Origin of the sequence: Methanococcoides alaskense (genome assembly GCF_027594145.1) — an archaeon.
Taxonomy (GTDB): Archaea; Halobacteriota; Methanosarcinia; order Methanosarcinales; family Methanosarcinaceae; genus Methanococcoides; species Methanococcoides alaskense.
In genome coordinates this window covers 51,874-73,152 of record NZ_JAQFFK010000002.1, presented here as the reverse complement: position 1 = coordinate 73,152, position 21,279 = coordinate 51,874, and the positions used below count along the sequence as shown (strand labels likewise).

Below are 21,279 nucleotides of genomic sequence, written 5' to 3'. Positions count from 1 at the left end.
TGGTTTGAAGGGAGGGGGTGATCTTCTCCCTTTTTTAACCTGTGATGTCCTAAAACATTTGCATTATATTCAATAATTCTAAATGTTCGTCATTGGATATCGCATTCTACTTATCAAAAAAGATATAACTAACTTGGGAGATTAGAGGTCATTATGAAGATCGCAATCCTTGGTGGAACTGGCAATATTGGTAAAGGCTTTGCCCTGCGCTGGGGTAAGATGCATGATGTGGTAATAGGTTCCAGAAATTCTGAGAAAGCTATTACAGTCGCAGAAGAATATACTCGTATCCTGAATGAAAGGGGTTTTGATTCCAAGATCGAAGGTATGGACAACAAGTCCGCCGCAGAAGTTGCAGATGTGATAATCATTGCAGTTCGTTATGAACAGGTTCCTTCTATCATCGAGCTCATAACACCTGTCCTCAAGGACCAGATCGTAGTTTCAGTTGTAGTTCCTATGGAAAAGGACCGCTGTTACATACAGCCTGATCCAACCGTTAATGGACACATTACTATCGATGCTTCCAAGTCCGAGTATAATGCTGATTACTTCTGTTACACGACTCCCGCAGCTGGCAGTGCTGCAGCAGAGATAGAAAAACTTTTGCCAGCTGATATTGAAGTTGTATCCGCGTTCCACAACGTTCCTGCAAAGAAACTTGCAGACCTTGATGTCGAACTTGATTATGATATTGCAGTATGTGGCAACTGCATGCATTCAAAGAAAATAGTGTTCGGACTTGTAAATGATATCTCTAACATGCGACCTTTAGATATCGGTCCACTTGAGACTTCCGGAATGGTCGAATCTTTGACACCATTGGTGATCAATATCGCCATACGCAACAAGATGCATGATGTTGGCATTAGATTTGTTTAAATAAAAAAAGAGATTGTATCGGCATGAATATTGATCACCAATGATTATATATCTCATCCCTTACAATATCAAATATCATCTGATAAAGGGCAACTGAAGGGTTCCAACCGTCAAAATTGATACTGGATTCATAAAAACGAAAATATTCCGTCCCCTCAAAGAGAATCCTCAGTTCCCCTTTTTCTTATCATTTCTACTCTTCTACCAAAAGAATATATATAGAAAGGCAAGTTTTAGAGCATAATATCTTATTATACTCTATATCAAAACAGCATAAAACGATCCATGATGTGGGTGATGCAATGAATATCAATACTAAAGAAGATGTTCTCAAAGCAATTGAGAGTAACAATGTTAAGTTCATAAGGTTACAGTTCACGGACATTCAGGGTGTCGTGAAAGACGTGGAAATTCCTGTAACACAGATCGAAAAGGCTCTTAGTGTAGGGATATCCTTCGATGGTTCTTCTATTGAAGGGTTTGTTCGTATCAATGAGTCTGATATGGTTCTAAAACCGGATGCTTCTTCCTTTGCCATCCTTCCATGGAACCAGAAGAAGGGTGTCGTTGCAAGGATGATATGTGATATCCATCTTCCTGACGGAACTCCTTTTGAAGGGGATCCCCGTTACGCACTCAAAAAGGTCATCAAAGAGGCGGAAGAGATGGGATTCTCACTGAATGTGGGCCCTGAACTCGAGTTCTTCCTTTTCGAAAAACAGGATGGAAAAGCAACAACTATTCCTCATGACTTTGGCAGGTATTTCGAGTTTGCACCGGCAGACCTTGCAGAGGATATCCGCCGTGATATCGTATTAACTCTCATGGACCTTGGATTTGATATCGAAGCTTCACACCACGAAGTTGCATTTGGTCAGCATGAGATCGATTTCAAGTATGGCGATGCCCTTACGACCGCTGACAACGTAACGACCTTCAAGTATGTTACCCGTACCATCGCGAAGCTCAACGGATTGCACGCAACTTTCATGCCAAAACCGATATTTGGTGAGAACGGCTCCGGTATGCATGTAAACCTCTCCCTTTCAAAGAATGGCGAGAATATATTCTATGATGCTGATGGTGATATGCAGATAAGTGATGAAGCACGCTACTTTATCGGTGGTCTTCTCAAACACGTAAAAGCTATAACCGCAATTTCCAATCCACTTGTAAACTCCTACAAGCGCCTTGTTCCGGGTTATGAAGCTCCGGTCTACATCGCATGGTCTGGTGCCAACAGAAGCTCTCTTATCCGTATCCCTGCGGCAAGGGGCAAGGGTACTCGTGTAGAGCTTAGAAGCCCTGACCCATCATGCAACCCTTACATCACTTTCGCTGCCGTTCTTGCAGCAGGTCTTGATGGTATAAGGAACAAGATCGATCCTGGGGATAACAGAGAAGAGAACATCTTTGAGCTCACTGATAAAGGTCTCAAGGACTTTGGTATCGAAACCCTTCCATCAACACTTAATGATTCTGTAAAGTATCTGGCAGAAGATGAGCTCTTAATAGAAGCACTCGGTACTCATGTGATCAATAGTGTCTTGAGTCTCGCAAAGGCTGAATGGGATTCCTATCGCATTCAGGTACATCCTTGGGAGATCGAAAGATATCTCAATACAGTGTGAGAGTTCATACTCTCACTTCTCCTTTTTTTCTTCGCTTGTTTATTTGTTCTAGTTCAAAGTTCCATAAATGTTAAATCGATTCATGATAAGTTCTTTTCATGACAGATGTGATGCTACTTTGGGATAACCCTTTACTTTTTGAGAAGCTCTTTACAGAGAACGGTCTTAAATGTCAGCGTGTTCTTTCGACTTCAGTCGGAACCCCTTTTCTTCCTCCCTGTAAGTGTGTGGTCATACCTACAGGATTTGCAAATCCTGCATACACTAAGATATGTCCGGGTATAGAGAATAATGCCAGGTCCTTTGAGAGATTTGTTCGCTCCGGCGGTATTCTTGTGGTGTTCGGTGCACTTATGCCTGAATATGTGCACGATTGGCTGCCCATGAGACTTACCTATATAGAAAAGCACGGGGAGGTCGGGCTGGTGCAGGTGTCATCCCACGAGGTATCCTGTATTGCAGATGTTCAGGATAATGTGGAATGTGATGGTTATTATTCAGAGACCGATGGGAGGGTCATAATAGAGAACAGTGAAGGAAATGCGGTGCTGGTAGTAAAGGAAATAGGGGATGGGCTGGTAATAGCCACGACCATCCATGAGTTCCCTTCGTCAGCATTCCTCAAATATATCAGTGAAAAAGCAAAACGATCGAAGATATGATTATTTCTGGCTATTGCGTAGCTGTTCGATATCTTCCTTTGCGTCAGGATATCTGAGAATGTATAGGCCGCTACATGGTTTTATGAACTGGAATATCAGGTCGTCTCCTTTTATTCCGATGGGTATGGAGTCTCCTCCGCGGAGCATGATCCCATGTAATTTGTAGCCGCCTTTGACGTGATAGACCTCATCACATTCTTTCTTGATGAAGTCTTCACATTCCTTAGGTGTGGCTCCTTTGAGGAGGATCTCATAGGGGATATCGTTTATACAGGACATATTTCACACTATCTGAAGGTCGCGTACACGAATGCCGCTTTCAACTATCTTTCCGACTATCTTTCCACCTGTCATCTCTGCAGCCTTTTCAGCATCTTCTTCAGGTAAGATAATGAGGAATCCCATTCCCATGTTGAATGTGCGGTACATCTCAAGTTCATCCACATTGCCTTCTTCCTGCAGGAACTTGAATATATTTCCTGGCTCTATGGGGTCAGTGAAGTCAAAACCAAGGTCTGTTACCCTTTTAAGTTTCAATAGTCCGCTTCCTGTGATGTGTGCGAGTCCGTGAACGTCACATTCCTTTATCACATCAAGGACTTCCATGTAAATGCGGGTTGGGATAAGGAGCTCGTCCCCTAATGTGGTCTCTGTGGCGTAAGAGAAATCCTCGTGGTAGGAATGTCTTGATTCCTTGACTATATTTCTCACAAGGGTATAGCCGTTGCTGTGAACACCATCACTGGGAATTCCCACAAGTACATCTCCAAGCTGAACTTTTTCTCCGGTGATCACTTCATCCTTCTTGACCATTCCAAGACATGTGCCTGCGAGATCGAAACCGTTCACGATCTCCGGCAGGGTTGCAGTTTCGCCGCCTACGATGCTCATTCTTGAGATCTCAGCGCCTTTGACAAGTCCTTCTCCTATCTGGCTTGCAAAGTCATCAGAGTGTTTCTCAAGGGCAAGATAATCGACAAAACTGATGGGTTCTGCGCCGATTGCAAGAAGGTCGTTGACGTTCATTGCGATACAATCGATGCCTACAGTGTTCCAGCGCTTCATCTCATTTGCTATAAGCACTTTTGAACCGACGCCATCGGTTGCCATTGCAAGTGCATATTCGCCGAAATCGATAAGTCCTGCGTAGTGACCGATGCTTGTAAGAGGGGCACCGAGACCTTCGCGTTTGTAGGTCATTCCATTTGTAAGTGCCTTAATTGTCGATTCCTCTTTCTCGATGTCGACACCAGAATCTGCATATGTAAGATGTTTCTCGTTCATTTAATTCCCTCTTTTAGTTGCATCCGTTCTTTTTTCCGAGACCGAAGTCACGATGCAGAACTCTCACGGCTTCTTCTGCATCTTCTTCCTTTACTACAAATGAAATGTTATGCTGGGACGAACCCTGGCTTATCATAATTACGTTGATCTTTTCTTTTCCGAGAGCACCAAAGATCTTCCCTGCAACTCCTGGGCTGCCGTCCATTCCAGCACCTACCACAGCGACCACACAGACATCTTCATCGTATGCAACCTCTCCGACAACACCTTCATTGAATGCATGCTCCAGAGCTTTAATGGCCCTTTTCAGGTGGGCCTGCTCAACTATGAGTGACATGTTCGCTTCAGATGAGCTCTGGCTGATCATGATGATGTTAACTCCGGCGTTGGCAAGGGTGGAAAAGATCTTTGCAGCAGTACCAATGGTACCTACCATGCCTGCACCGCATATGTTGATGGCTGCTACCTTTCTAATCAGTGTCACTGCTTTTGCTACTTCTTCACTGCAATTCTGGTCTGCAACGATGAGGGTTCCGGGGAATTGTGTGTCAAACGTGTTCTTTACACGTACCGGTATGCCATGGCTGATGGCAGGCTCTATGGCTCTTGGATGAAGCACCTTGGCACCGAAATATGATAGTTCCATTGCTTCGATGTATGATATCTGTGATATCGTGGATGCTTCCGGTACTATTTTAGGGTCAGTGGTCATGATGCCGTGAACCTCTTTCCATAACCATATCTCATCTGCCTGGACCGCAGCGCCGACAAGGGATGCAGTAAAATCGGAACCTCCGCGTCCGAGAGTGGTTATGATGCCATTCTCGTCCTCTGCAATGAATCCTGTGACGACCGGAATTGAATTTTCCACAAGAGGTCCTATGGTTCTCCTTATCTGTGCATAGCTTTTTTGCAGGGGTCTGGCGTTTCCGTAGTCCTCTGTAGTGTTGATACCTGCCTCTCCGCCGGTAAATGGTTTTGAATCTGTGCCCAGGGAACGTATCGAACCACTGATTATGGGGACTGCCAGACGTTCTCCGTAGGATGAGATATAATCTATGGAACGCGGGGTCAGTTCTCCAAGGTAACAGATGCCTATAAGGGCCTTTTCGAGTTCATCGATGCGGATGTCGATGGTCTCAATGACCTCGTCCGCGATCCTTTCATTATCGATGGCATCACTGATCGCATCATAGTGCTTCTTTGCAAGGTCTGTCATGAACTCCTTTACCTGGGAGACCTTGCCTTTTTGTGATGCTTCCGCTGCGTTTGTAAGAAGCCCATCAGTAACACTGCCGAGTGCTGAAGTGATAGCTACGACCTGGTTGTCTTCCTCTTTATAGCTTATCAAAAGTTGTGCAACATGGCGTATCTTCTTTCCATCTGCAATGGATGTTCCGCCGAATTTCATTACATATCTCATAGATGATCACATTTGTAAATTGAGCTTGATTTGAATGTGGCTATAAGGACAGCAGTGTAATATAAAGATTATGAACGAGTATCCTGGCATTGTTGCCAAGATAAAAAAGGGAATCAGCTGAATTCCCTTTTTAAGAAGAATGCAGTAAGTGCGATCAGTATTGCAACAACTACATAGCTGAAAACGCTTGATCCTTTTACATCATCGGTAGAGTCTGAAATTACCTCTGATACAGCATCAGTTACATTCTCGGTGTCTTCTATCACTTCATTGAGTTTAGTCGTGTTCTCTACGTCTAAGCTCGTCTCTTTTATTGAGTTGCTCTTCTCGACAGTGAATGAGCTATCCTCTGAATATACGGACCCATCTTCAGAAACAATGGTTACTGTGACCTCATATGTTCCTGTATCCATTTTGTCTGTGATCGATGCGTATTTTCCTTCATCCACTTCTTTGCGAGTATCTATCCGGTCATCATCCACATATACCTTTATTTCGGATGCATCATTGTCAAGTTCATAGTGGATTATAGCGCGTTCGTTTTCCCTTATCACATCTCCGGCAAGGCCTTCTATCGTTATTTCCACATTACTTTCTATTATGACATCTTCTCTTTGTGAAACCTCTTTCAGGAAAACGATAGTTTCGCTGCTATCAAAGAACTCATATATGTTCGCAATTACAATTGTTGTTATCTCTCCGTTAACTGTCTTGTAATGGCTGAATATCTCGCCTTTTTCCATATCATTCATCTCTTTGACGAGGTGACCGTTCTTTTCCAGTGTTATGGTGATGGTCTCTTCCTCGTCGTCATAGTTGGATGCTTTTAGTGAGAATCCTTCTTCCAGATCTAGTTCTTCTCCTACATTGACAGACCTTGAATCGTCATATATCAAAAGGTCATTGAGGTCCTCTTCAGGGTTGTGGAACTGCTCTATCCTTATCTTTGCAGAGGCAGGGTCCTTGGAAACGACATCCTTTGGCGTGACCCGGAACACAAGGTATTCCTTGTCCTCTTCATCAGCATCTTCTGCTTCAACTGTCAATATGTATTCGAAAGGGTCATCTTCTTGTCCGGCCCCATCTCCCTCTTTGACAACCTTTCCATCACGCAATACCTCTACCCAGATATCTCCATTGTTCTCGTTGATATCTGATATATGCAGGGTGTATCCCTGGTCAAATGTAAGTTTGGTGCCAATATCTATCACACTTTCAGAGTAGTGTATTATTGGTTCGGTCGAGTCAAGTGCTGTTGCAGGGGTTATTGCAAGCAGCATGGCAAAAAATCCTATGATTACAAAATGTATATATTTCATTAACCTCACCATTCACGAAGATACTTTAATATTGCTAAAAAAGGTAACAGTGTTTATATCTTTATCGACACATTCATTTGGTCGTTTTGGTTTTTATTATGAAAAAGAGGTGTATAATTGAAATATATTATTCTCATTGGTGATGGGATGGCCGATCATCCGCTGGAATTGCTTGGTGGCAGGACGGTCCTACAGAAAGCAAACACTCCTAATATGGACCAGATGACAAAGAACGGTCTTGCGGGGCTTGCGATAAATGTTCCTGAGGGTTATCCTCCGGGAAGCGATGTTGCTAACATGTCTGTTATGGGCTATGACCCTGCTTTGTATTATTCGGGACGTGCTCCCCTTGAAGCTGCAAGCATGGGCATCCCCTTAGGTGCGAAAGATGTGGCTTTCAGGTGTAATCTTATCACTATCAAGGATGGCCTTATTGCAGACCACAGTGCCGGTCATATTACAAGTGAGGAAGCAAAGGAACTTATCGAAGCTGTGGATGCTGAGCTTGGAAGTGAGGAATTGAAATTCTATCCGGGTATCAGCTACCGTCATCTCCTTGTTGCATCCAATGGCCTTGGGGCAAATGCGGATTGTACTCCTCCTCATGACGTTATCGATGGGTATATGGATGACCATATGCCCAAAGGGGATGGCAGTGATGTACTTGGAAAGCTTATCGAGGACTCCATCCCGATACTGGAAGCTCATCCAATAAATGAGAAGAGGATATCAGAGGGTAAGAATCCTGGTAATTCCTTGTGGTTATGGGGGCAGGGGTATGCACCGAGCTTCCGTACGTTCGAGGAGCTTTACGGACTTACAGGTTCGGTAATTTCAGCGGTGGACCTTGTAATGGGACTTGGGATATATGCAGGTCTCGATGTGATTGAAGTTCCCGGAGCTACCGGATATCTTGATACCAATTATGTGGGTAAAGCGGAATTTGCCATGGCATCCCTGAAGGACAAGGATTTTGTCGTGGTCCATGTGGAAGCTCCGGATGAGGCTGGGCATATGGGCGACCTTGAAGCTAAGTTGCAGGCGGTCGAAGATTTCGATGAGAATGTAGTGGGTACGGTCCTTCGTGCTGCAAGAGAAAGTGATGAGGATTACACTATAGTTGTTCTTCCTGACCATCCGACCCCCATAGCTCTCAGGACGCACACTTCAGAACCGGTTCCTTTCGTGATGTATTCCACACTTGAGGATGAGGTCGATGATGTGGAGACTTTCGATGAGGATGCTATGAAAAAAGGTTCTCTTGGAATTGTGCGGGGTTGTGACCTCGTTCAGCTCATGATGGAACGGGCAAAGCAGGCTTAAAAGCAAAGTTGGAATATGGTGTATTGGCCATAACGCTTCCAAAGACAAAAGCTGAAGAAAAAACGAAGATAATGATCGAGTGATCTATCTTCCTCTCTTTTTACCCACCGATGATAGTTTGCGGCATCAGTCAGAGTTTATCGTCATATTTTGCTCGGTCGGGGTAACTCTCATCATCGCCGCAATACCGTTTATGTGGATAGTATTATTTACCATGTTATTATTATTTTCGATACAATCTTGATCGAGGTATCATTTTGAAGATGGAACTTTTTACTGTGGATGATCTACCGCTTATCAAAGAAGGCGACAATATTGCGGCTATGATATGTGAGCGAACACAACTTGAGTCACATGATGTGGTCGTCATTGCATCTACCATTGTTGCAAAATCAGAGGCAGCAATGGTCCTTAAAGATACGATAACTCCATCCGAACGTGCTGTTGCAATGGCAAAAAAGTGTGGGACCGATCCTGCGCTCGTGCAAGTAGTGCTTGACAACAGTGTTGAACAGCTCGTTGAATTCCCGGTACTGCTTGTTGAGAACCTTAACGGTCATGTAAGTATAAATGCGGGTATTGATGATTCCAATGTGGATGATAAGTATTTCCTGGAGATGCCGCATGATCCGGATGGGTCTGCAAAGGCCATTGGAATGCATGTTGCTGAGCTATGCGGCAAGGATGTCAGCGTAATTATCACTGATACGAATGGCCGATCCTTTAAGATCGGGCAGACCGGTGTTGCGGTGGGTGTCTATGGTGTTCACCCTATCAAGAACTGGCGGGGTGAGAAGGACCTTTTCGGGAAAGTGCTTGAGATAACCGAGGAAGCGGTGGCTGATGAGGTTGCTTCGGCTGCGAACCTGTTGATGGGTGAGGCTGCAGGTGGGACCCCTGTGGTCATTGTGCGTGGTTTTGATCTGTATAGCAGCGATGATGTGTCCGTAAAAGAAATGTATCGCCGGGAAGGCGAGGATATTATTAGAAAAGGGTTGAAGTGTCTTCGTCATTCCTGAGATGGAATGTACACCATTTCAACACCTGCTGCGTTAAAGAATTCCTGCGTGTCGGTGTCAGGGTATGGAGTGCTGTATACTACCTTGGTTATATTGGAATTAATTATCATCTTTGCACAAAGGATGCATGGCTGGTGGGTGCAGTAAACTGTTGCGCCTCCTATGCCTACTCCGTGAAGGGCTGCCTGTATGATGGCGTTCTGTTCCGCATGTACTGCCCTACATTTCTCATGGCAGGTTCCTGATGCGATATTGTTCTGCTGTCTTATGCAGCCGATATCAAGACAATGTTCCATATTGCTTGGTGCGCCGTTGTAGCCGGTCGAAAGAATTCTCTTGTTCCTTACGATGACGGCACCGACCTTGTTCCTCAGGCAGGTGGAACGTTTTGAGACAACTGATGCTATCTCCAGGAAATATTCATCTATGGAAGGTCTTTCAGTCATGTGTTAAATGAAAATAGCAAGTAGTATATATAAGTTGTAGTGTATGATTCTGAGAATAGTAACGATTATTATATTGTGACATATTTTTAATAATGGAGCATTAAGAATGGCAGCCATTTTAACAGAGTATCTTGACTCTTTTGTACGAAGTTGCGATGATAAGAAATTGATCGCGATCCCACTTGCAGTGTTGGTGCTTTCCCTTTTAGTTTCGGGGTTCGTATTTGCGACGACCGGAGCACCGGTGAAGCTTGGGATGGAATTTGAGGGCGGAACGATGATCGCTTTTGAGACGCAGGAATCTGCAGAAGCCCTTGAGCTTGCATATTCAGCTCATTCCATTGTCGATGCCCGTAAGACCGGAGACCGTGCTATTCTACAGTTCGGCCCGATGGATGGCGAATCTCAGTCTGAGATTGAGAAGGCAATAACTTCCAAGTATAGCAGTGTGGAGATAAAACAGATAGGTGCATTGTACGGTAAGGAATTGCAGACACAGGCTTTGATAGCTCTTTGTCTTTCGTTCATAGGTATGGCCCTTGTTGTGTTCCTTATTTTCAGAACGGCGGTACCATCACTTGCTGTGGTGCTTTCCGCATTCTCAGATATTGCCATAGCTATTGGTTTTATGAACCTTGTAGGGATCGAGCTGTCCCTTGGAACTGTTGCAGCACTGTTGATGCTGATCGGTTATTCGGTAGACAGTGATATATTGCTGACCACTCGTGTCCTTAAGAGAAGGGGCAGTCCTGATGAGAACATCGGGCGTGCGATGCATACCGGTATCACCATGACAACTACAACGCTTGCTGCGTTGGTCGTGATGTATATTGTTTCCACCTTCTCTTATCTGGTGACCTCTTCTGTTTCACAGATAAATCTGCTTTCCGACATTGCGATAGTCCTTATATTTGGACTGGTTGCCGATCTGATGAATACGTGGCTACTTAACACTGGTATTCTGAGATGGCATGTTCGCCGCAGTACTCCAAGGAGGAGAAGGACATGAGGGAAGAGGAAGTTCCGAAAGGATTGAAGAATGATATACGTGTCTGGTTACTGATCGCGGCTGTAGTTCTCTCTGTTGTGATGATAGGTCCGGGCTACTCTGCTGAGGAGGGTCTGAACACTGATCTTAATTATGGTCTTGATCTTGAAGGTGGTTCATGGATACAGATCAAGTTGCAGGGTGCCGTTACTCAACTGGATGCCGACATCTCAATGCTGGTAACCGAAATAGTGGAGTCTGCGATCGATGCTCCTATAGAGATCATAAGTGTTACAGGGGATGAAGGTGAGGGATATTCCAATGATGGCAATACTGTCACTTTCACGACCAGTACATATGTCTCTGGCCTCCAGATGGACCTTTTGGGTCTTGGGGCATCCGATATCTCATTTTCTGATGATACAAGTAGCATCGTGCTTTCCACTAACAAACAAACCCTTATAATGCAATATCTTTCCAAGGCTCTCAATACTGAGGTTGTTCCTCTTTTTGTTGGGGATGGTGTTGAGTACGAGATCCGTACAGCTGTCTCTCTGGAAGAATTACAGACATTGATGGTCCCTGTTGGAGGCAATGTCCTTACAGGAAGTGGCGGGGATGTGATATTCAGGGAAGGTGTCAGGACAGAGACCCGGGACATGACGCGTGATATCCTTAGTGAAAAGCTGAATTCCCTTGGTCTTAAGGATATACCTGTGCGTACGGTTGGCGAGGAGTATATACTGATCGATTTTGCAGGTACTGATCTTACTACGGCAAAGGAGATCGTAGAGAAGCCAGGCAAGTTCGAGATACGCATGCAAACCACTGGAAATGAAAGTGTGCATGTACTTTATGGCGATTCTATAGAAAAAGTGGGTATTGTTACCCAGATGGATGGTCACTGGAACACTCCTTTCACTCTCGATGAGGATGGTGCTTTTGCTTTGCAGAAGATCGCCATTGAGACCGGGGCTATCGCTGATCCTAATTCTCATCTGCTCTACATGTACCTGGATGACAATGAGGTATATGGTGCACCATTGAGCTATTCCGCGGCTTCAGCACTGGACGAACATCCTATCTATTCCTGGCAGGCTTCTACGGGTGCCGATGAGGATGGTAAAACTCAGGCAGACCAGCTTCAGATACATTTGCGTGCAGGTGCGTTGCCTGTTAATGTCGTGCTCATGGGCTCCGGTCAGGTGGATGCAGCATTAGGTGATCAGTTCAAGAGGCAGGTGGTTTTAGCAGGGCTTTTCGCATTGTTGGCAGTGGCTGTAGTGGTGTTCAGGAGATACCATCAAAAAGAGATCCTGTTGCCTATGGTGGGTACTTCTCTCTGTGAGGTCATAATTATACTTGGTTTTGCTGGCGCTGTTAACTGGCAGCTTGACCTTCCGGCAATAGCTGGTATTATTGCGGCTATCGGTACGGGTATCGACCATCTTGTGATCATCACGGATGAAGTTCTGTATGAAGGCAAGCTTCCATCCACCAAGGTCTACATGGAAAGGATCTCCAAGGCATTTGCTATTATATTTGCAGCTGCAGCGACAACGACAATTGCTATGTCACCTCTGGTGGTCATGGGATTCGGTGCTCTCAGGGGATTTGCCATCACTACAATAATTGGTGTGCTTATCGGTGTGCTTATTGCAAGACCTGTATATGGCAAAGTGATCAAAGTGGTCCTTGACAAAGCAGAGTGATGGTTGTTTGGAGGTTGTTCAATGAAGGATCTATGGACTGTAAAATACCGGCCTCAGAAGCTTGAGGATATTGTGGGGAACGGTGAATCTGTAAATTCTCTCGTTCGTCTTGTGGATTCGGGCAACCTTCCCCATCTTGTTTTTCATGGGCCGGTGAATTCCGGTAAGTCTTCCACAGCGTTCGCTTTGGCATACGAGCTCTATGGGGAATACTATGAGAACAATTTCACTTACTTCAATGGTTCTGATTTCTTTGATCAGGGGAAACGCTATCTTGTGAGGGATAAGCGTTTTGTTCACATTATAGGTACCGATGACCCCAAAAAGATATATTCCAGTGTTATTTCCATATTCAAGGAAGTCATAAATGAATTTGCAGGCATGGGTTCATTAGATGCAGATTATAAGATAATCTTCATCGACAATGTTGAATCTCTGGAAACGAGTGCCCAACACGCTTTAAGGCGCATGATGGAAAAATATACCAGGACCTGCAGGTTCATATTATCTACCACGCAACCTTCAAAACTGATAGCTCCTTTGCGTTCCAGGGGGCTGGAACTGTTCTTTACTTATGTGCCGGACGATGCACTCCGGGCATTTGTGATCTCGGTGGCAGAGAAGGAAGGCATCTCTATATCGGATGATGGTTACGATGCTCTGCTTTATTATGCAGGGGGTGATATTTCCAAAGCCCTTCTTACACTTCAGTTCGCGGTCATGAACCATCCTGGGAAAACCATCACAGGGGATATTCTTTATGAGGAAGCGTTAGTCGATGTGTCCAAAAATGTGACCGAGCTTCATAATGCTGCTATTGAGCATGATATACTGAATGCACGAAAACTGATAGATACGCTTCTTATCGAAGAAGGTTTTACAGGGGGCGAGGTGTTGCAACAGTTACATTCTGTGGTAGTGGATTCTGGTAGGGGCGAAAGTGAGATCGCAAGGGCCATCTGCAGTCTAGCTGATACAGATGCCATGGTCATCGACAGTGCGAATCCACGGATCCATCTGGAGAAGTTGGTCCTGGAACTTTATTAAATCTGGTTTTGAATATGACATCGGAAGTTAATGATAATTTCAGGGTTGCATGCCGAAAGTTGCTGGACATGGTGCTTGACGGGGATATCTCTGATGAGAAGCAATTGACCAAAGCGAAGAAGGTTATCAGCAAAGAGTACAAGCTGTCCACTCTTCCTAAACATCCTGATATTATCAGGGTAGGGACGGATGAAGAGCAGAAGCTTGTTCGTGATCTTCTTCGCCGAAAGCCTGTTCGGACGATCTCGGGAGTGGCGGTCATAGCGGCAATGACATCTCCATGTGAATGTCCTCATGGGGTCTGTATACCTTGCCCGGGGGGCCCGAAGTCCTCTTTCAATTCCCCTCAAAGCTATATGGGCAGGGAACCTGCCACAATGAGGGCGATGCAATATGAGTACGATCCTTATCGCATTGTCTCTGGCCGTCTTTCTCAGTTAAAGCATATAGGTCATGATGTGGGCAAGGCAGAGCTTATTGTCATGGGTGGTACGTTCTCTTCACGTGCTATCGATTACCAGGAATGGTACACTAAGAGATGCCTTGAGGCCATGAACGATTTTTCCGGTACACAGTGGCGTGAAGATGTAAAAGTTATCGGGGATTCCATTCCTTATGTGACGGTCGAAGATGTCCAGAAGGCGAACGAGACCGCCATGGTCCGTAATACCGGTATAACCTTTGAGACAAGACCGGATTGGACTAATGCCGATCATGTGGACCGGATGCTTAAGCTGGGTGCTACCAAGGTCGAGATCGGTGTGCAAAGTGTATATGATTTCGTGCTTGAGAGGATGCGGAGGGGGCATAGTGTTCAGGACTCGGTGGATTCGAACCGGGTGCTGCGGGATAGTGCACTGAAGGTAGGTTTCCATATGATGCCTCATCTTCCGGGAATGGACTCTGCAAGGGACCTTCGGGGATTCAAGAAGCTGTTCTCTGATAGTAATTTCATGCCGGATTATCTTAAGATATATCCTACACTGGTGACGGAAGGTACTGAGCTTTATGATATGTGGTCGAGAGGGGAATATGAGGCTCTCGGTGACGAGGAGGCTATCGAACTTCTGGCGGATATCAAGGCAATTATGCCGAAGTGGGTCCGTATGCAGCGTATACAGAGGGATATCCCGTCCCCGCAGATATTCGCAGGTGTGAAGAAAAGTAATATAAGACAGCTTGCGAAGGAACGTCTTGAGTCAAGGGGTGTTAAGTGTAAGTGTATCCGTTGCAGGGAAGTCGGTCATAATTTCCTCAAAGGGAATGAACCTGATGTTGATAGTATAGAGCTTACCATCGATACCTATGATTCCTGTGGCGGAAAGGAACATTTCCTTTCGTTCGAGGATGTAAGTACTGATATTCTGATAGGTTTCTTACGTCTTCGGTTCCCGAATACGCCTCACAGGGAAGAATTGCAGGATGCTGCACTGGTAAGGGAGCTTCATGTGTATGGTTCTATGGTCCCGGTGGGCAAAGGTGCTGAGGGCATGGACTGGCAGCATAAAGGCTATGGTGCCGAACTGTTGGAAAATGCAGAACTTCTGGCAAAGGATGCAGGTTACTCAAAGATCTCTATTATCAGTGGCATTGGTGTAAGGCAGTATTATCGCAAGTTTGGTTATTATCGCGATGGTGTGTATATGTCTAAAATGATATGAAGGGTTGCTAATATCTTTCATTCATTTTGTTTTTTTTTCAATCTGTTGTATTACTGTAAGCCTTCAATACATTTATATTAAAGAATGTCGTAATTGGTATAATTGTTCCTTAATTATATCTGTAGTATCCAATAATAATGTTGGCGGGATCATATGACCGATAATTCATCAACTGAAGAAATGATCAGGCTCCTTCGTGAGATCAGTGGCAAACTGGACCGTATCCTTATACAGGGGTCAGTTGATAAAGAATCGGATGATGGTATTTTAGATGTTCTGGATGTTATGACATTGCTCACTTTGCCAGACCATTTACGTACGACTGCAACAGCCCTTTTTGAGCTGGGTTCGGCTACGGCAGACGAGCTTGCAGAGAGAACCAATAAAGAGAGAGCTGTTGAAAGCAATTATCTGAACCAATTGGTACGAATGGGCCATGTTGCAAAGAACAGGAATGGTAGGAAAGTATATTTTAGTATTGGGGAAGGGCTGGGTAAGTGAAACGAGCTCAGCAATCTGATTATTGAGTTGAAATATGATGTCATTTATATCATTTTAAGTAAAGTAAACTTTATTACTAATCAATTGTAATTTTGAATTATTTTATATACAAGTTTAATCATTTATCTAATTGCAACTCTACAATATTGAAGGGATATGGATATGGCAGTGACAATTGCGATACATTCTTATAAAGGCGGTTCCGGTAAAACCTCGTTTGCAATTAATCTTGCATCTGCATATGCATCTGTTGGAAAGAGCGTATGCCTTCTGGATGTTGATCTAAAGGCGCCTAGTTCATTCAATTATCTGCTTCCTGAAGGTAAACACTGGGTCAATGATATCTTTGAAGGGCGATACGGTGTCATGGATGTGGTCAAGGATGTCAGCAAGGAAATGGGTACCAAGGGCGCGTTCTATGTTGGCTATTCTAATCCTGATATTCTTGCTGTACGTGAGGTTTCAAGCAAGGATCGAAAATGGCAGTCAAAAGCATTGAAACTCTTGATGGCTGCTAAGAAGGACCTTTCGAATGCAGGTATAGATGTTGTTATTCTGGATACTGGCGCTGGTGTGGATTTTACTTCCGTCAATGCAATTGCAGTTGCAGACCATGTTATCTCGGTGGGCAGGCCGGGGGCTTCCAGGCAGAGGTTGATGGAGCAGGTCATTGGAGGTGTCTATATGCCTCTGGATAAGGATTGTTATATTATTGAGAATATGTGTCATAGTGACAATCCTACTGATATTTCAGGTAAAAAGTTCGATCTTCCGGTTCTGGCATCTATCTCCTGTATGTGTGATGTTGCTGTCCGGGGTGATAATGAGGTCCTGGTACTTACGGAACCGGGCCATATGTTCTCAAAGAAAATTTACGATATCATGGAATCTCTTGACAAGATAACTTCCTGATCATCAACAAATATGGTTTCTCTATTTTAACGTTTGAGCGGGAAGCCCCCCTCCTCAAGCAGCCGAAGGCTGCTAGGTAGGGGATGAAAGCGATTCTAACTATATGAAAACAGCATCTGATGCCAGCATTTTAATAGTTTTGTAACATTTATAAAATCTGGAGATATTATTATATGCAGTTAACCCTACCGATTCAGATCCATCCTACTTTAGAACAGGAGACTGTTCTATGGAGCCTTTCTGAAAAGTGTAGATTGATATATAATTTCGGGTTAACTGAACGACGTGAAGTATATAAGAACAAATCCAAAATCAGTTACATTAAACAACAGAACGATCTACCCAAGACTAAACAAACTTATCCTGAATACACATGGGTATATTCAAAAGTCTTACAGGGTACATTGAAGTGTCTTGATAACGATTATAGATCGTTCTTCAACTTAAAGAAGAACGGTGATAAGAAAGCAAGATCACCTGGGTTCAAAGGTAAGCATTATTTCACGACAATGCTCTACAATCAATCGGGATTTGAAATATCCGATTCAAACGGTCATGTTGTTGTACGAAAATCAATGGATACCAGGATCAAACAACCAATATCAACGTATACTGAACACGATCAACTGTATATTGATCTTTCACATAAACATCCATCCAAAATACCATTGAAATTCGAACTTCCTGTTGAATTATTAGACAAGAGAATATTCAAGCATGCTGTGACAATCGACCAGGTCAATGTTTATCAGAAAGACAACAAGTTTTACATTTCAATTACATACGGTGTACCATCGATCCAGTTCAACAACAATGATACATATCTTGCTATTGATATTGGTGTATCCAAACAGACCATGGTTGATACGGACGGTAATTTCACTGAACTTATTAACCGACGACCCGATAAATACTGGGAACCTAAAGTTCAGCAGGTCCAATCAAGACGGGACCATTGCCTGAAGAACAGCAGGAAATGGAACTTGTTACACGGTAATTTGAAAAAGATGAAACGTAAATCATCTGATCAATTGAAAGATAACCAACATAAGATTACCAAACGTATCATTGAAAATAACGATGCTAAAGTGATCATCGTAGGTAAACTGGATGTCAAAGGTATGGCATCAAGTAAACCTGATGATAAAAAGTACAATAAAAGTGTACACCGAGGTACCCATAACTCAGGACATATGGGACGATTTGCTCAATTCTTGACCTACAAAGCTGAACAAGCAGGTAAGAGAATAATAAGAATTGATGAATCATATACTTCAAAGATGTGCTGTGTATGTGGATCCTTAAAAGACATGTCACTTAACGATAGGACTTACGAGTGTGAAGTCTGTGGCAATGTTCTTAACAGGGATTGCAATAGTTCAGTAAACATCATATTGAGGTACTTCAAACATAATGCTCTGTGGACGAGCTATCAACAAATAATTGATAATCTGCGACAAACAGGTTTACTGATCGGGATAATTCCTAACGGATTAATCTCGAAATGACGTAAATACTCGCAGGAAGCTCCTTCCTCAAATCAACGTGCCTTCGGGACGGTGATTAGGGGGGAGTAGTTCACATGAGATCATTTGCTGTTCTCTTTATCGATGAGATCTTTTACATCATCAACGTAACTGAATAGCTCATCCCTTTTTTTATGTTCGACCTTGTCCTGAAATGTCTCTGATTCCATTAGTGTGCTCTGGAGTGCAATAATTAAAAGATATACGATCGCAGCAGCAGCAAATGCAAGTGTTATCCTTTCAATTGGATAGATGGTCACCACGGATGCGAACATCTGTGGGGGAATGTCAAAGAGAATTGCCGCTGTTATGCTACCTGCAAGGTGGTCTGCAAGGATGGCAATTAGGGTCGTAAATAGGAGAAATGCGAATGTGTATACATTTCCTGTCCTGTTACGATATTTATGGTGAAATAGGATAAAGCCGCCAAGAACTAAAATGTGGAACCATGGCCAGTAGAATAATTCCCTTCCTATTGGGGTAATGTACCACCCAAGGATAAGTATGCTGAACAATACCATTGCAGCTTTCTCTCTTTTTGAAATGCACAGTCCTGTCACAACGGAAGCCATTGCTACGAAGAACGGTGTGAGGAGATGGAACATATCCGGGCTTTGATCTCTTATGATCACATGTCCCATTATGCCGGCAAAAGATGCGATGGCACCCCAGAATGGGCCCAGGAGAAATCCGTTCAGTGCACCAAATGATACCACTGAACTTATTCTGGCACCTTCTATGCCGATGAGGTTCTCAAAATCAGGTAGCCAACTTGCGAAATATGTGGCTACTATTGCGGATAATAGGTACATCAATGTAAGTTTCCTTTTTTTAATAAGGTTGTTATATATATCTATTATCACATTATTCCATTTGTTCTACAAATATATATAATGAATTAGGAATGCCTTTTTTATATTTTATGCCTTACTGCAAATTTTCCATCAGAACTAATATATATAGTCATAGCAATTTAGCGCATTGATAACTATGATGTTGATCGGAGAAGCACTAATCGGCGAGGCACCAGAGCTCGCACACGTTGATCTTATGATCGGGGATAAGGAGGGGCCGGTAGGGCAGGCATTTGCAACGGGAATGACCCAGCTTTCAGCAGGTCACACTCCAGTTCTTTCTGTCATCCGCCCGAACTTACCTACAAAGCCATCCACTCTTATCGTTCCAAAAGTGACCGTTAAGGGAATGGACCAGGCTTCACAGATATTCGGTCCTGCACAGGCTGCTGTTTCAAAGGCAGTTGCTGATGCAGTGGAAGAAGGACTGATCCCTAAGGAAAAAGCAGAAGACCTTGTCATCATTGCAAGCGTTTTCATTCATCCGCAGGCAGTGGACTATAACCGTATCTACAGGTACAACTACGGAGCTACAAAATTGGCACTGAAACGCGCACTTGACGGTTTCCCTGACATTGACACAGTTCTTCATGAGAAGGACAGAGCTGCACACGCTGTCATGGGATTCAAGATCTCCAAACTTTGGGATGCTCCATACTTGCAGGTTGCACTTGACAATCCAAACCTTCCTGTTATCCTAAATATCATCAAGCAGCTCCCAAAGAGCGACCACTTGATACTGGAAGCAGGTACACCTCTTATCAAACGCTATGGTGTGGATGTCATTTCCAAAATACGTGAGGTCAGACCTGACGCGTTCATCGTTGCAGATCTTAAGACCCTCGACACAGGTAACCTTGAGGCACGTATGGTAGCTGATGCAACCGCTGATGCTATTGTAGTATCCGCTCTTGCACCTATCGCAACCCTCAATAAGGTCATTGAAGAGGCACACAAGACCGGTATCTATGCTGTCATGGACACATTGAACACTCCTGATCCGGTAGCTGTCCTTGAACAATTGGACGTACTTCCTGATATAGTTGAACTACACCGTGCAATTGACATCGAGGGCACTGCTCACGCATGGGGCAGTATCGAAGGTATCAAGGCACTTGCAGTGAAGCGTTCTTCCAAGGTCCTTGTAGCAGTCGCTGGTGGTGTACGTGTTGACACTATCTCTGATGCACTTGGGGCAGGTGCTGATATCCTTGTCGTTGGCAGGGCTATCACCAATTCAAAGGATGTCAGGCAGGCAGCTGACCAGTTCATTGAAGGCTTGAACAAGCCTGAGATCGACCAGTTCAGAATAATGACCGATTTCTAAGCGTGCGATCTTTCGCACGTTCTTTTTTTTTAGGGGTGGTAGTTTGAAACCTTTGATAGTATTGAACCTAAAGACATATCTCGAAGGTACCGGAGAAGGTGCCGTAAGGATAGCTCGTGCCTGTAAAGAGGTTGGTGAAGAAAGCGGGATCGAGATCGCTATCGCACCTCAGTTCTGTGATATTTACAGGGTTGCATCCCAGGTAGATGTTCCTGTATATTCCCAGCATCTCGATGGTGTCGGAGCAGGCAGTTTTACCGGACATGCTTTTGCAAAATGCATAAAGGATGCCGGAGCTGTGGGTACGCTCATCAATCACTCGGAGTGCAGACTGAAACTTGCTGACATCGAAGCTTCTGTGACAGCAGCAAAAGGCGAAGGTCTTCGCACGATAATCTGTACTAACAATATTGCAACAACAGCAGCAGCAGCGGCATTAGGTCCTGACTATGTTGCAGTTGAGCCTCCAGAACTTATAGGCTCTGGAATTCCTGTTTCAAAGGCAGACCCAGAGGTTGTAACAGGTTCTGTGGCAGCAGTTGAGAGGATCGATACAGCAGTGAAGGTGCTTTGTGGTGCAGGTATCTCCAAAGGAGAGGACCTTAAAGCTGCAATAGAACTTGGTTCAGTTGGTGTGCTTCTCGCATCAGGCATCGTAAAGGCCAAAGATCCAAAAGCTGCGCTTGAAGATCTTGTCAGTCTTATCTGAAAAAGAATTTGTGATGCCGTAAGGCATCAATATACTATTTGATCATATTTACT

20 protein-coding genes are annotated in these 21,279 nt (G+C 44.1%); 14 read left to right on the top strand and 6 right to left on the bottom strand.

Annotation, left to right across the window (positions count from 1 at the left end; genetic code table 11):
* Nucleotides 1-153: 153 nt before the first annotated feature.
* From PBV53_RS03665 to PBV53_RS03655, 3 genes are all read left to right on the top strand, one after another.
* Nucleotides 154-882, top strand: coding sequence for an NAD(P)-binding domain-containing protein (locus PBV53_RS03665; protein ID WP_270095829.1), 729 nt, complete (start codon nt 154-156; stop codon nt 880-882).
* Between the two features lie 302 nt (nt 883-1,184).
* On the top strand, nt 1,185-2,513 hold the full coding sequence (gene glnA / locus PBV53_RS03660) for a type I glutamate--ammonia ligase (protein WP_270095828.1): 1,329 nt from the start codon (nt 1,185-1,187) through the stop codon (nt 2,511-2,513).
* Nucleotides 2,514-2,611: 98 nt separating this feature from the next.
* On the top strand, nt 2,612-3,175 hold the full coding sequence (locus PBV53_RS03655) for a hypothetical protein (RefSeq protein ID WP_270095827.1): 564 nt from the start codon (nt 2,612-2,614) through the stop codon (nt 3,173-3,175).
* On the opposite strand, the gene PBV53_RS03650 is transcribed toward PBV53_RS03655, so the two are convergent.
* The 4 genes from PBV53_RS03650 to PBV53_RS03635 all read right to left on the bottom strand — a co-directional run bounded on the left by PBV53_RS03650 (nt 3,176) and on the right by PBV53_RS03635 (nt 7,201).
* Nucleotides 3,176-3,454: a DUF1894 domain-containing protein gene (locus PBV53_RS03650; RefSeq protein ID WP_270095826.1), complete on the bottom strand. Its 279-nt coding sequence runs from the start codon at nt 3,452-3,454 to the stop codon at nt 3,176-3,178.
* 3 nt (nt 3,455-3,457) lie between these two features.
* Nucleotides 3,458-4,459, bottom strand: coding sequence for a phosphoribosylformylglycinamidine cyclo-ligase (gene purM, locus PBV53_RS03645; protein WP_270095825.1), 1,002 nt, complete (start codon nt 4,457-4,459; stop codon nt 3,458-3,460).
* Nucleotides 4,460-4,472: 13 nt separating this feature from the next.
* Nucleotides 4,473-5,882, bottom strand: a complete 1,410-nt coding sequence (locus tag PBV53_RS03640) for an aspartate kinase (RefSeq protein WP_270095824.1) — start codon at nt 5,880-5,882, stop codon at nt 4,473-4,475.
* Nucleotides 5,883-5,995: 113 nt separating this feature from the next.
* Nucleotides 5,996-7,201 (bottom strand): copper resistance protein CopC, encoded by a 1,206-nt coding sequence (locus tag PBV53_RS03635; protein ID WP_270095823.1) that lies wholly within the window; start codon nt 7,199-7,201, stop codon nt 5,996-5,998.
* Nucleotides 7,202-7,318: 117 nt separating this feature from the next.
* On the opposite strand from PBV53_RS03635, the gene PBV53_RS03630 reads away from it, so the two are divergent.
* Both PBV53_RS03630 and PBV53_RS03625 read left to right on the top strand, forming a co-directional pair.
* The gene (locus tag PBV53_RS03630; protein WP_270095822.1) at nt 7,319-8,524 is read left to right on the top strand and encodes a cofactor-independent phosphoglycerate mutase; all 1,206 of its coding nucleotides are present in this window, start codon (nt 7,319-7,321) and stop codon (nt 8,522-8,524) included.
* Between the two features lie 257 nt (nt 8,525-8,781).
* Nucleotides 8,782-9,543 carry a coenzyme F420-0:L-glutamate ligase gene (locus tag PBV53_RS03625; RefSeq protein WP_374708520.1) on the top strand — a complete coding sequence of 254 codons (762 nt, stop codon included), beginning with the start codon at nt 8,782-8,784 and terminating at the stop codon, nt 9,541-9,543.
* On the opposite strand, the gene PBV53_RS03620 is transcribed toward PBV53_RS03625, so the two are convergent.
* Complete coding sequence (locus PBV53_RS03620) at nt 9,534-9,989, bottom strand: deoxycytidylate deaminase (RefSeq protein ID WP_270095821.1); 456 nt, start codon at nt 9,987-9,989, stop codon at nt 9,534-9,536. The two genes, PBV53_RS03625 and PBV53_RS03620, sit on opposite strands and share 10 nt — an antisense overlap.
* Before the next feature lie 106 nt (nt 9,990-10,095).
* On the opposite strand from PBV53_RS03620, the gene PBV53_RS03615 reads away from it, so the two are divergent.
* From PBV53_RS03615 to PBV53_RS03585, 7 genes are all read left to right on the top strand, one after another.
* Nucleotides 10,096-10,998, top strand: coding sequence for a protein translocase subunit SecF (locus PBV53_RS03615; protein WP_270095820.1), 903 nt, complete (start codon nt 10,096-10,098; stop codon nt 10,996-10,998).
* Nucleotides 10,995-12,689 carry a preprotein translocase subunit SecD gene (locus PBV53_RS03610; protein WP_270095819.1) on the top strand — a complete coding sequence of 565 codons (1,695 nt, stop codon included), beginning with the start codon at nt 10,995-10,997 and terminating at the stop codon, nt 12,687-12,689. The genes PBV53_RS03615 and PBV53_RS03610 overlap by 4 nt, the downstream gene beginning before the upstream one ends.
* Before the next feature lie 21 nt (nt 12,690-12,710).
* Complete coding sequence (locus PBV53_RS03605; protein ID WP_270095818.1) at nt 12,711-13,736, top strand: AAA family ATPase; 1,026 nt, start codon at nt 12,711-12,713, stop codon at nt 13,734-13,736.
* Nucleotides 13,737-13,750: 14 nt separating this feature from the next.
* A complete protein-coding gene (locus tag PBV53_RS03600) occupies nt 13,751-15,397 on the top strand; it encodes a tRNA uridine(34) 5-carboxymethylaminomethyl modification radical SAM/GNAT enzyme Elp3 (protein WP_270095817.1) in 1,647 nt (548 codons plus the stop codon).
* A 153-nt stretch (nt 15,398-15,550) separates the two neighbouring features.
* On the top strand, nt 15,551-15,898 hold the full coding sequence (locus tag PBV53_RS03595; protein WP_270095816.1) for a helix-turn-helix domain-containing protein: 348 nt from the start codon (nt 15,551-15,553) through the stop codon (nt 15,896-15,898).
* 162 nt (nt 15,899-16,060) lie between these two features.
* Nucleotides 16,061-16,810 carry a ParA family protein gene (locus PBV53_RS03590; RefSeq protein WP_270095815.1) on the top strand — a complete coding sequence of 250 codons (750 nt, stop codon included), beginning with the start codon at nt 16,061-16,063 and terminating at the stop codon, nt 16,808-16,810.
* 173 nt (nt 16,811-16,983) lie between these two features.
* A complete protein-coding gene (locus tag PBV53_RS03585) occupies nt 16,984-18,318 on the top strand; it encodes an RNA-guided endonuclease InsQ/TnpB family protein (protein WP_270095814.1) in 1,335 nt (444 codons plus the stop codon).
* A gap of 80 nt (nt 18,319-18,398) precedes the next feature.
* On the opposite strand, the gene PBV53_RS03580 is transcribed toward PBV53_RS03585, so the two are convergent.
* Complete coding sequence (locus tag PBV53_RS03580) at nt 18,399-19,151, bottom strand: hypothetical protein (protein ID WP_270095813.1); 753 nt, start codon at nt 19,149-19,151, stop codon at nt 18,399-18,401.
* 175 nt (nt 19,152-19,326) lie between these two features.
* Here PBV53_RS03580 and PBV53_RS03575 point away from each other — a divergent pair, with 175 nt between their 5' ends.
* Entirely contained in the window at nt 19,327-20,517 is a 1,191-nt protein-coding gene (locus PBV53_RS03575; RefSeq protein ID WP_270095812.1) for a bifunctional 5,6,7,8-tetrahydromethanopterin hydro-lyase/3-hexulose-6-phosphate synthase, read from the top strand.
* A gap of 43 nt (nt 20,518-20,560) precedes the next feature.
* A complete protein-coding gene (tpiA, locus tag PBV53_RS03570; protein WP_270095811.1) occupies nt 20,561-21,226 on the top strand; it encodes a triose-phosphate isomerase in 666 nt (221 codons plus the stop codon).
* Nucleotides 21,227-21,279 lie beyond the last annotated feature (53 nt).